The organism is Butyrivibrio sp. XPD2002 (genome assembly GCF_000423945.1).
Lineage (GTDB): Bacteria > Bacillota > Clostridia > Lachnospirales > Lachnospiraceae > Butyrivibrio.
In genome coordinates, this window is sequence record NZ_AUIY01000041.1 from 1 (window position 1) to 11,279 (window position 11,279).

An 11,279-nucleotide genomic window follows, 5' to 3' on the forward strand; every position below is an offset into this window, starting at 1 on the left:
CTTGGAGACTGTTGGAATAATGAAAAATGGAATTTCAACATGCTAAATTTGGCTTTTGGGCCTGTTGATATCGAGAAATATTGAAAAAACAACAGGTATTTGAAATAAATGCATTGCAAATAGGTCGACAAATTCTAATAATATTCGTGTGTGCAGGTGTGATTATTGGACACCAAAAGGAGTAAAGTGTAATCATAGAAAACAAATTAAATACGAGTTGGAGACATGAAAAAAGAATTGTTGGGGATGTAATTATCGTTTTCATTGAAAGGTAGGTAGTAATGATGATGAAAAAGACTATGATTACATTTTCAACTTTTTTAATGGTTGGAATTATTGTTGGAACAATTGGCACAACGGCTCACGCAGAAACATGGCGACAGAAGATGGATCGTATGAATGAAGAATATAACCAGAAGCTTCTGGATGAGCTGGAGGCAGCAGGTAACCTGACGCAGGATGCGATCGATGCATTGGATGGACCAAATAGCACAAGAAAACCTAATCACAAATCCAGAAGTAGCGAGAGCAATACACAAAGTGGTGGATCAGGAACAACACAAGGAAAAGGATGGGTATACTCATCAGATGAACTTCATGTAATAGGGCTTCCTGAAGGTGAGGATGGCTATACAATGCCCGGATATTACGGAGATATCGACTGACAAGTCCAAAATGAAAGGTGTGATGTTATGGAAAGTATTTTGATTTTTTTCATCACAATTATCGTATTGGCTTATAGGTATCTAAAAAAGAATAAAGGGACAGTTCTCAAAAAATCAAAGAAGCTGGGAATAAGGATAATCAGTATTATACTAATAGCAATACTTATTTGTGCAGTACTGGTAGAAGAGATAACTCAGAAGCTCCTTGATGAGATTGGGAAACAGAATTTACACGCTTGATTTCCGGTTAGGGTTGATGTAACAAAAGGAGGTCTACTATGGGATTATTTGGATTATTTTCTGATGATGATGAACATGATGTAAGATTAACTGATAGAGAGATAGAGAAGCTGACTAAGAATATGTCCTGGTCAGAGAAAAGGGAATTCTATCGCAGACAGGAAGAGATGGAAAAAGATCGTGCTGATAAAGAGGCATGGCTCTGGGCCATGGGTGCTGACGATGATGAGGATGACATCTGATTGGAGTTTAAAAGGGTAGGAGCCGGTTATGAGAAAGGCAAATAAGGACAATTTCATATGGTTATTTATACTTGTAGCTGTCATCATTGGTGCATGTATCACAAGTGGCAGAGCCTACGCCAATAGGAAAACTGTGGGCGGAGAGATACCTTCATATAGCGGTAGTCCTGCGATCACGATAAATGATAATAAGCCTGAGTTTACAAAAAGTGAGATAACAAAGGTATCGTATGAAAGTTATGGTGAGCTGGATGAGCTTGGTAGATGCACTCCCGCCATGGCGTGTATTGGTAAGGACCTCATGCCAACTAAGGACCGCGAGTCCATAAGCATGGTGAAGCCCACAGGCTGGGAGCAGGAGAAATATCCGGGACTGGTTGATTCTGATCCTCCGTTTCTCTATAACAGATGCCATATGATCGGATTCCAACTGACAGGAGAGAATGCTAATGAGCAGAATCTCATAACCGGTACCAGGTACATGAATGTTGAAGGAATGCTGCCTTATGAGAACGAGGTTGCGGAATATATCAGAAGCACCGGCAATCATGTTATGTACAGAGTTACACCTGTGTTTGATGGCAATAATCTCTTATGTGATGGCGTGAAGATCGAGGCATTGTCTGTTGAGGATAATGGTAAAGGTGTTAGCTTCAATGTCTTTTGTTACAACGTGCAGCCTGGTGTGATCATTGATTATACTGATGGTTCAAATAAGCTGGATAGGAATTACAATGCGGATTCTAGCAGCAGTCAAAATGGTCTAACCACCTATTCTATGGATGAGTTTGTGGGGAACGGAACCGAAACGAATACAGAAAAGAATGCCAAAAAGAATACAGAAAACATCTCCAGATCATCTTCTGAAAAAACTTATTCCTATATCGGCAACAGAAACTCCCATGTATTCCATAACCCCGACTGCGATAGCGTCTCAGATATGAAGGAGAAAAATAAAGTCTATTTTGAGGATGCAACCAGAGACGAGGTGATAGGGCAGGGATTTAAGCCCTGCGGAAGGTGCAAACCATGAAAAATAAGCGTCAAAATCTTTGAAGATTTTGGCGCTTTTCTTTCGTTATATCTAATGGATGACAGGCAGTGATAAAACTGTGATAGAAGGATTGATATGATTACTTCATCACAAAGATAACAACGAAACAAAAACATAGATTTGAGAGAGGTGTGGAAAATGGCAAAGGGGATCATGATTGTAAAGAGAATAGCAATGGTAATTGCAGCAGTTGCAATTGTAGCAGGTGCCGGTGTAAACGGACATATGACAGCGGAAGCAGCAAAGACACAGATGATGGAAATCAACTGCCCTCACTGCCATGAATACACAACAGTGGATGTGATGCAGGATGATGTTGAGTGCACACATTGCTTTGAGAATATTCATATTGATGGTTGATATCCGGACAAAAGGACGGGTAAGCCAAATACAATAAATGACAATAATTAAGCCGCAGTAGTTGGTCTTTTGAAGGCAATTAGACCAATGCTGCGGCATTATTTTTGGAGTTGCCCGGAACTGGGGTAAGCTCCGGGCGTATAGTAAATGAAGAAAAGTGTGTTGCTTTCGATTTCCAGAAGGTTTTCACCTCCCGATGGACTTATATTATCAGGTGAACCTAAAACGAACTTAAAACAATTATTTTTCTCAATTTAGATTATAATATGCTGGAGCGTAACATAGAATTGTTGGAGAGACTAGGGGGGTAGGGATGAGAAAAGACGTTGAGAAGTACATTCAAAAGAAATATGGTTCGAATCCGGAACAATTGTGGAGAAGTTATCCTAATTACTCTGTTTTCAGACATTCCGATAACCGGAAGTGGTTTGCAATTGTGATGGATGTGGACTCCGATAAGATCGGGAGACCCGGTACTGAGCGCGTGGATATTATTGATGTGAAAATTGATGACCTGATGCTTCGGGATATTTTGTTGCAGCAGGAAGGTTTTTATCCGGGATATCATATGAATAAGCGCAACTGGATCACGATCGTGCTGGACGGAACAGTTTCGTTTGAGGAAATATGCAGGCAGATTGATGCCAGTTTTGAAATGACCGCGTCAGCAGGGCAAAAGAAGAAATTCAGGCAACCCAAAGAATGGATAATCCCTGCAAATCCCAAGTACTATGATATAGTGCATGCTTTTGATACTGAAAAGATCATCGACTGGAAGCAGGGAGCCGGCATAATCAAAGGAGATACGGTTTTCATGTATGTGGGAGCTCCGGTGTCAGCAGTTATGTACAAGTGTAAGGTTATCGAGACGGATATTCCCTATGATTATTCGGATAAGAATCTTACGATCAAGGCGCTGATGAAAATCCAGCTGCAAAAGAGATATAAACCGGATAAGTTTACGTTTGAAGTTCTTAAGAATGAGTATGGAATTACTGCGATTAGAGGACCAAGAGGAATAACAAACAGCCTTAGCTTGGCGCTAAAATAACGAAACAGCATTTCAAGAATAAAAAGAGATATTGCAAAAATAAAAACCATATTTCAAGAATAAAAAGTAGGGAGAGCTGCAATGAGAATAATCCTTTCACCTGCAAAGAAAATGAATGTTGATACTGACAAGCTTGAATATAAAGGGCTGCCGGTTTTCCTGGAGCAGACAGAGAAGATACTGGACTGGCTTAGAAAGCAGTCGCACGTCGATCTGCAGAAGCTCTGGGGCTGCAATGATAAGATTGCGGAGCAGAACTATGAGCGTATAGCCAAGATGGATCTTCATAAAAGGCTGACACCTGCGATACTTTCATACGAAGGCATTGCGTTTCAGTATATGGCGCCCGCGGTATTTGAGGACAGCAGCTTTGATTATGTTCAGGAACATCTTAGAATCTTGTCAGGTTTTTATGGAGTGCTAAAGCCAATGGACGGGGTCACACCCTACAGGCTTGAGATGCAGGCCAAGGCTCGCATAGATGGAAGCAAGGATTTATACGATCTGTGGGGAGCGAGGCTTTATGACGAAGTAAGCGATGGTAGCGGCGTAATAATAAATCTTGCATCCAAGGAGTATTCCAAATGTATTGAGAAATATCTGAAGGAAGACGACCGCTACATCACCGTTAACTTCTGTGAGATGTCCGGTGACAAGCTGGTAACGAAGGGAACCTACGCCAAAATGGCCAGAGGAGAAATGGTTCGTTTCATGGCTGAGAACCAGATCGAGGACCCGGGAGATATCAGGAAGTTCGACAGACTTGGATATGCTTATAGGGACGACCTTTCCGATGACACAGAGATCGTATTTGTGAAAAATAAATAAGATAGATGTCATGAGCATTGTAGTGTTTGTCGCACCCGATTAGTAGTATAATGTTTTTATCGAAATTACATACATCGTTGGAGGAGGTGCAAAATGGCAGACATAGCAGGAATTCTCAAACAGATTAGTGGTAACAAAGAGTTAATGGCGCAGATAGCCAAGGCGGATCCGACTCAGGCCAAGGAGCTTTTAAAGAAAGCAAACATCGATGTGGACGAGTCAGATATTAAGAAGGTGCAGGCTGCTGTAGCAGATGGAAAGCTTGATCTTAATGATATCAAGGATCTCGCGGGCGGATTATTTAAGAAATAAGAATCATCGGAGCGGTACGAAAAGGTACCGCTCTTATACTGTAAAGAGATTTAGAATAGGAATGTTTGGTAAAATTACGGAGGAAAAATGGCACGAATTAAAGTATGTCTTGGGCACATTTCAGAGGTTTTCTTATATGAATACTACTGCCTTGGCGATAATGAATATGAGATTACGGATGAGGACACGCTGACGCCCTATAAGGCAAGGGCGAAAGAACTGACTGCTGCGGGAGATTATGCGAAGGCGCAGCAGGAATGGATCAGTGCCCATCTCGAGAATCCTGTGGATATGGAAGCGGTCCTTGGGATAATCCTGTGCTGCAAGCAGCTTGGAGATATTGAAGGTGAGTACTCCTACACGACGGAGTCCTATAATTACTGCTGCACCAGAGCGGAGCTTGCTGCCTATTACAGGAACCTTGGCTGGTATTATCTGGAAAAATATAAACCTGAGGTCGCATCAGCATGCTATCTGTACAGTAAATATTTTGGAGAGTCTCAGCAGGCCGACGCGGAGCTTCAGTTTTTAGAAAAAGCCACCGGGAAAAAGGTGTCCAATAAGGACATTGGTGAAATACAAAAGCTTTTAAAGGAAAATGACATCCCGACAGAGGCAAACCCGGTCACACTGGCGCTTTTATATAGGGCTGCACAGGAGGCAGATGAAGCCGGGGACAGGCAGCAGGCGCTCGACTGCTACCGCATGGTATACGACCTGACCGCTGATGAGGAGATCGGAAGAATCTTGAGCAAGATGGAATAACAAGGAAAAATAAGAGTACTTATGGAAATAAATGAAGCCTACCGCATCCTTGGTGCATCAAGGAGCGACGATGAAAACACAATAAAGAAAAAGTATAAAAGACTTCTTTTCCTACACCACCCGGACGCTAAGAAGCACAGGGGAGAAACCTCGGATGACGGGATGATAACCAAGGTCATCGAGGCCTACAAGACGGTCAGGGAGAATCTGGAACCCGGCGCAGAAGAGATAGATACCTGGGATTGGGAAGCTGCGGTTAATGAAGGCGCATTCAGTGACAGGTCGGTGTACGTGCAGTACAGGATTTATGATGATGAAGAGCTCCCGCTGTCAAAAGTGGCTGAGGGTAAATATATCTGGGATCCCGATCTTGAGGATTTTCCGTTTTTCACAAAAAGCGTTCTTGAAGCTGCAAAGGATGTCGTATCAGGAGCGGGAGAGACACCTTCTAAAGAGAGCCTCATGAGAGTCTTCCATCTTATGATGCAGGAGTATATATTCCCGGCGGATGCAGCAAGAAAACTGGGTGAACCTGTCGGTGCTACAGAGGATACGGAGGAGTACCAGTTTTCAGGATATATCAAGGAAAATCCAAGGAGCAGTGTAGAAGTGTTCCACGAAGGCGAACCGGTTGATATTTTCCTATCCGATAACAGGGCAGTGGCGCAGAATCCGGTGACAGGCACTTTTCTTGGAGATATATCATTTGACGATGATGCGCTTTATTACGTGCTGCTACCGCTCCTGGAGGAGCCCGAGGTGAAGGTGACAGCCCAGATGATGAGACTCATTAAGACGGGAAGAAAAAGGAACAGCATCATGATAAGAATCGCGCTAAGGATTCCAAAGAATCTTAAGGACATTCCGGTATCCTATAAGGAGCAGATACTCGAAGCGTTAAGGAGGAAGAGGGAATGAGATACATAGACTCCTTTCGGTTTCCGGGAGTGGAGATTGAGGAGCAGTTCGTTAACTATATACGAAGAACATGCTATGCCTCTTTTTATCCATTTGGAGTGTTCTCAGAGAATCTGCTTCGGGAATTGACCTTTTCGGAAATAACAATTTTATATGGAAATAATGGCTCGGGAAAAAGCACGGCCTTGAATCTCATGGCGGAGAAACTTAAGGCTGGGAGAGATACACTGTTTAACAAAAGCGCCTTCTTTGGCGATTACATCGGAATGTGCGAGTATGAGATGACCTATGAAGGGGAGCCTGAGGAGATCAGGATGATCACCAGCGATGACGTGTTTGATTTCATGCTGAATCTGAGGGCATTAAATGATGGCGTTGACAGGAAGAGAGAGCAGGTCTTTGATGAGTGGATCGAGAACAGGCATTCCAAATTCCAGATGAAGTCACTGGATGATTATGAGCAGCTGAAAAAAGTTGTGGCCGCTCGTTCCAAGACACAGTCAAGGTACGTCAGGGAGTCTATTGGGAATAATATCGTGGAGCACAGCAACGGAGAAAGTGCACTGCAGTATTTTACGGAGAAAATAAAGGACAATGGTCTGTATCTCTTAGACGAGCCTGAAAACTCGCTTTCCCCGCAAAGACAGCTTGAACTCCTTGAATTTCTCCAGAATTCAGCCAGATTCTTTGGCTGTCAGTTTATAATTGCGACCCACTCGCCGTTTTTGTTATCGCTAAAGGGAGCGCTCATATATGACCTGGATGAGAGCCCGGTTGATATCAAGAAATGGACAGAGCTGGAGGGTGTCAGGACCTATTTCGAGTTCTTTGAAAAGCATAGGGAAGATTTTTTTTAAGATTTTATTAAATTGTATGTTTTTTTCAGACAGTTCACAAAATGGACTTATTCTCATGTTATCATGGCGACTTGTATTTTAAAATTTTTACAGAATATGGAGGGCATGATATGAAGAGGAAAATTGTGGCATTATTAGTTATGGCTATGATTTGCGTTGGAGGAACAGCTTGTGGAGGCGCAGCAGATACCACTGCTGACACAACATCTGAAGCAACAGTAGTTGACGAAGATGTAGTTGCTCCTGAGGCTACAGAAGCTACAGAGGAGACAACAACTGAAGCAGACACAGCTACAGAGGAAGATGCAGCAGCTACTGAGGCTACAACAACTACAGAGGATGGGGTGGCTACAGAGGCAACAGACGCTACTGAGGATACAACAGCTGACAGTACTGATGCTGCAGCACCCGAGGGCGGCGATGCAGATGCCAAGTATGTCGTATTCACAGATGCCAGCAATGAGGAAGTAGAGAGCTTTGCTCAGAAGGTAGTTGATGCCGTACTTGCAAAGGATTGGGAAACAGTCGGAGACATGATCGAGTATCCGATCGGCACAGAGGAAGACAAAAACCTCTGCAACAATAAGGAAGAGTTTGTTGCATACGCTAACAGCACAGGCTTTAGCGAGGAAGGCATGACTTCTCTTGCTGCATGGGACAACGCTGATCTGTGGGCTAACTGGCAGGGAGCATGTATCGATAACGGAAACATCTGGTTCAGAGATATTGATCCTGAGAAGAAGGATCTGAAAATTGTTTCACTGTTCGATTTACGTGAAGCAGGTGGAGAGATAACTGAATAATAGTGATTTAAAATAGACAAAAGCTTCTATATCCCGGAACATCGGTGATATAGAAGCTTTTTTAATTTTCTCAAATCAGATTCTTATGCAAAAAAGAGAACCAGAGCTGTGGCTCCGGCAACACTGATAAGCATTATTATTGCAAAGAATCTGAGCTTCGCGCCGCATTTATCTGTCTGAATCTCAGGAACACCATTGCGGGTAAGTGCATGAACGTCAAGATATTGCCCGGCCTGAAGATCTTTCTTGTTCGATAGAACAATCCCGCGGAGCATTTGACCATTGTAATTGTATTCTACCTCGTATTTTTCAAACGTCTGATAACATGGGGAATGTCCCGAGATGTAGGTCGCTTCCTTAACGCTTCCAAGACTTTTGATCACCTGGCCCGTATAAACATCTGCGCGATAATAATTGATCATGCCGATAAGGTCTGCTGACATGCGCCATAAAAGGTAGGCCAGAAATAATACCAGCACAATTTCGCATGAATTATCGAAAATTTTATCCCAAATTTGATCCCACATAATAAGTTCTCCTCCCAACTATAATATAGATAATACTCTGAAAATGAGAGGAGCTGAAGCGCTTGTATGGCAAGATATGGTGGGGTAATTTATAAAACGAAAAAACGAGAGAATAAGAACGTGAAAACATTAAGATGCGAATCAAAAATATTAAAAACGGAAAACACGTTGATAAATCACTAAAATGACTATATAATCAAATTATTAGATGATTAAAAACACAAAATCCGAGAATAATAATTCGGGGTGATTATATGAAGATTATAGGAATACATGCAGAGGGACTTCCGCTATTTAAAAATGAATTGAATATAGGTTTTACAGTAACTCAGAGGGTATCAGATGATGATAAGGGATCTCTGATTCAGTTGTTCAATAATATTTACCTGAATCCCACAGAGGCAATTATCGGAATCAATGCGTCTGGAAAGACATCGGTTCTTAAAGTAGTGCTACTAGTGCTTGGATTATTAAATAATGAACCCATAAATCATCTTGGAGTTAAGGATATTCTAGGCAAATCTGAAGAAGTTGCGATAAGCACAGTCTTCTTTTCAAATGACAGTTTGTATAAGCTTGAAACAAAGATTAGCTTTAAGGATGACAGATACATAATTACTGATGAAGTACTAATGAGAAAGTCGGTAAATGATGTAAAGTCAAGAAAGACTATGTTGGAGTTTGATGACTCAATGATTATGACTACTCGTAAACAGGATGAGGAGTTTTTATCAGATGACGTAAGCATCGTTATAGCGCACAATAAGAAGAATAAAGAGCATATGCTTGTTGAAGATATGCTTTCATTTACGAATATAAATGTGTTGCCTATATCGGATGAGATTCCCCTGTCGATAATCTCTTTTTTAGATCCGACTGTAAAAGAGCTTTCATTTGAGAGACAAAATGGCAAGGAGCTTATTCGTCTAGTATTCAAGGGGCAGGATGAGATTGTATTAAATAATGCTCGCGAACTTGAGAACTATCTTTCTTCTGGAACCATAAAAGGCATCATAACATTTAGCAAGGCAATGGAAGTGTTACGTCTTGGCGGATATATGGTCATTGATGAGGTAGAGAACCATTTTAATAAAGAAATAGTTGCTACACTTATCAGATTTTTTATGGACAATAAGCTTAATAAAAATGGTGCAGTATTAGTGTTTTCAACACATTATCCGGAATTGCTTGATGAGTATGACAGGAATGACAGTATCTATATAACAAGAAATCGTGATGGAATTGAACTGAAGAGATTGACAGAAGTCCTTAGCAGAAATGATATTAAGCGAAGTGAAGCCTATCAGAGTGGACTTCTTGATGGTACTACTCCTGCATATGAAGCATACATGCAGCTAAAGAAAAGCATCGCAGCGTATGTATAAAGGAGGCTGCGAATGGAATTAAAACTTAGCAAGTATAAAGCATGTATCTGCGAGGGCTCTGCGGAAAATGCGATCATTGGTATTCTCGTAGACGAGCATTTGCTTATATTAGTAGGTTCGCATAGATTTTTGTAAGGTTATCGTCTGTCATTTCAAAATAAAATAGTGATATAATTGGCAATGGGGAGCTACGGCTTCCCTGTTGTTTTACATAAAAATAAATTAGAGGATACAGTTACATGAGAAAAGCAAGAACAGAAAAAGAAAATGCAATCAGAGAGAAGATGCTCGCTGAACTTTACGCGAATGAGTATAACAAGTTTATTGGATTCGAGGTAATGGAACTTAGTCCTACTTATAGTAAATCAAGGATCAAGTGTGATGAAAGGCTTCACAATACATATGGAAGTATTCATGGAGGAGCACTGCTTTCCTTTGTTGATGTTATGGCAGGTGCTACAGGAAGTATGAGCGGTTACTATGTTACAACGGTTTCGGCTAATCTGAATTTCTTATTGCCAGCAGTTAATACTGAGTACATATATTGTGAATGCATGAAACTCAAGACAGGAAAGCATATCCTGGTATTCGATATCAGAGTTACAGATGATAATGGAAATCTCCTTGATAGCGGTGAATTTTCATTCTTTGCCAGCAAGGTACCGGTACTTGGAGACAGTTTGAAGTTTTAAATATATAAAAGCTGCATTTCTGCAGCTGAATTTTAGAGGGGCGCTGCCAGGTTATTAGTAATCTGGCAGCTTGTGTTATGAAGAAAAGTTTCTATGAGGGGTTCTCAAGAGGTTTGCTTCTCTTGATAGGTCTAAGTTTAGAGTATTATCCTAAAGCGAAGCTAAAAGATATAGGGTAGAATGTGAAAGGTTTGTGAATTGCAAGGTATATAACTATAACGATTTTTTAAATATTCCACGAAAGAATATTTAACCTGAATTATTCATGACAACTTAAACCTCTGAAATCAGACTCATAATCCGATTTTTTGAAATGGATGCCTAGAATAAGCGGGAATCAGTCTTAAAAATGGGTAGACTGTCCCTATGAATCAGAAATACAGACTTTTAAGTTATCAAGGTACATCAATAGTTGCTATTCCAACTGTGGATTTAAGCTGCTTATATTTGTAAGTGTTTCATAGAACTCAGATATGTAAGGACAGCTGCTACACAGCTTGAAATAAATATATCTACCTGATCTGACTACCTTAACGGCAATCTTGATCAGTTTCAAACGGATTGTATCTGCACACTGCTT

17 protein-coding genes are annotated in these 11,279 nt (G+C 41.2%); 15 read left to right on the forward strand and 2 right to left on the reverse strand.

Going from position 1 to position 11,279, the window contains the following annotated elements:
- Positions 1 to 323: 323 nt before the first annotated feature.
- The 12 genes from G587_RS0115725 to G587_RS0115780 all read left to right on the forward strand — a co-directional run bounded on the left by G587_RS0115725 (position 324) and on the right by G587_RS0115780 (position 8,095).
- Complete coding sequence (locus G587_RS0115725; RefSeq protein WP_196812598.1) at positions 324 to 665, forward strand: hypothetical protein; 342 nt, start codon at positions 324 to 326, stop codon at positions 663 to 665.
- Between the two features lie 27 nt (positions 666 to 692).
- The gene (locus G587_RS0115730) at positions 693 to 905 is read left to right on the forward strand and encodes a hypothetical protein (RefSeq protein WP_026493035.1); all 213 of its coding nucleotides are present in this window, start codon (positions 693 to 695) and stop codon (positions 903 to 905) included.
- Positions 906 to 943: 38 nt separating this feature from the next.
- Positions 944 to 1,147 (forward strand): hypothetical protein, encoded by a 204-nt coding sequence (locus tag G587_RS0115735; protein ID WP_026493036.1) that lies wholly within the window; start codon positions 944 to 946, stop codon positions 1,145 to 1,147.
- A gap of 28 nt (positions 1,148 to 1,175) precedes the next feature.
- Positions 1,176 to 2,180, forward strand: a complete 1,005-nt coding sequence (locus G587_RS0115740; protein WP_026493037.1) for a DNA/RNA non-specific endonuclease — start codon at positions 1,176 to 1,178, stop codon at positions 2,178 to 2,180.
- 159 nt (positions 2,181 to 2,339) lie between these two features.
- The gene (locus G587_RS0115745; protein WP_026493038.1) at positions 2,340 to 2,561 is read left to right on the forward strand and encodes a DUF2614 family zinc ribbon-containing protein; all 222 of its coding nucleotides are present in this window, start codon (positions 2,340 to 2,342) and stop codon (positions 2,559 to 2,561) included.
- Positions 2,562 to 2,874: 313 nt separating this feature from the next.
- Positions 2,875 to 3,612, forward strand: coding sequence for an MmcQ/YjbR family DNA-binding protein (locus G587_RS0115750; RefSeq protein ID WP_035787024.1), 738 nt, complete (start codon positions 2,875 to 2,877; stop codon positions 3,610 to 3,612).
- An 81-nt stretch (positions 3,613 to 3,693) separates the two neighbouring features.
- Positions 3,694 to 4,440 carry a peroxide stress protein YaaA gene (yaaA, locus tag G587_RS0115755; RefSeq protein ID WP_026493040.1) on the forward strand — a complete coding sequence of 249 codons (747 nt, stop codon included), beginning with the start codon at positions 3,694 to 3,696 and terminating at the stop codon, positions 4,438 to 4,440.
- A 93-nt stretch (positions 4,441 to 4,533) separates the two neighbouring features.
- Positions 4,534 to 4,752 carry a hypothetical protein gene (locus G587_RS0115760; RefSeq protein WP_026493041.1) on the forward strand — a complete coding sequence of 73 codons (219 nt, stop codon included), beginning with the start codon at positions 4,534 to 4,536 and terminating at the stop codon, positions 4,750 to 4,752.
- An 87-nt stretch (positions 4,753 to 4,839) separates the two neighbouring features.
- Positions 4,840 to 5,517 carry a hypothetical protein gene (locus tag G587_RS0115765; protein ID WP_026493042.1) on the forward strand — a complete coding sequence of 226 codons (678 nt, stop codon included), beginning with the start codon at positions 4,840 to 4,842 and terminating at the stop codon, positions 5,515 to 5,517.
- Positions 5,518 to 5,538: 21 nt separating this feature from the next.
- The gene (locus G587_RS0115770; RefSeq protein WP_026493043.1) at positions 5,539 to 6,435 is read left to right on the forward strand and encodes a J domain-containing protein; all 897 of its coding nucleotides are present in this window, start codon (positions 5,539 to 5,541) and stop codon (positions 6,433 to 6,435) included.
- Entirely contained in the window at positions 6,432 to 7,292 is an 861-nt protein-coding gene (locus G587_RS0115775) for an AAA family ATPase (protein ID WP_026493044.1), read from the forward strand. The genes G587_RS0115770 and G587_RS0115775 overlap by 4 nt, the downstream gene beginning before the upstream one ends.
- A 110-nt stretch (positions 7,293 to 7,402) precedes the next feature.
- Complete coding sequence (locus G587_RS0115780) at positions 7,403 to 8,095, forward strand: hypothetical protein (RefSeq protein WP_026493045.1); 693 nt, start codon at positions 7,403 to 7,405, stop codon at positions 8,093 to 8,095.
- Between the two features lie 83 nt (positions 8,096 to 8,178).
- Here the strand turns inward: G587_RS0115780 and G587_RS0115785 are convergent, their stop codons facing one another.
- Positions 8,179 to 8,622 carry a hypothetical protein gene (locus G587_RS0115785; RefSeq protein ID WP_026493046.1) on the reverse strand — a complete coding sequence of 148 codons (444 nt, stop codon included), beginning with the start codon at positions 8,620 to 8,622 and terminating at the stop codon, positions 8,179 to 8,181.
- Positions 8,623 to 8,876: 254 nt separating this feature from the next.
- Between G587_RS0115785 and G587_RS0115790 the strand changes: the two genes are divergently transcribed.
- From G587_RS0115790 to G587_RS0115800, 3 genes are all read left to right on the forward strand, one after another.
- The gene (locus G587_RS0115790; protein ID WP_026493047.1) at positions 8,877 to 10,007 is read left to right on the forward strand and encodes an AAA family ATPase; all 1,131 of its coding nucleotides are present in this window, start codon (positions 8,877 to 8,879) and stop codon (positions 10,005 to 10,007) included.
- Between the two features lie 12 nt (positions 10,008 to 10,019).
- Positions 10,020 to 10,142, forward strand: coding sequence for a hypothetical protein (locus G587_RS26515; RefSeq protein WP_256379324.1), 123 nt, complete (start codon positions 10,020 to 10,022; stop codon positions 10,140 to 10,142).
- 104 nt (positions 10,143 to 10,246) lie between these two features.
- The gene (locus tag G587_RS0115800; RefSeq protein ID WP_026493048.1) at positions 10,247 to 10,699 is read left to right on the forward strand and encodes a PaaI family thioesterase; all 453 of its coding nucleotides are present in this window, start codon (positions 10,247 to 10,249) and stop codon (positions 10,697 to 10,699) included.
- A gap of 415 nt (positions 10,700 to 11,114) precedes the next feature.
- On the opposite strand, the gene G587_RS25180 is transcribed toward G587_RS0115800, so the two are convergent.
- A partial coding sequence (locus G587_RS25180) for a transposase (protein WP_035786962.1) occupies positions 11,115 to 11,279 on the reverse strand: 165 nt, incomplete at its 5' end.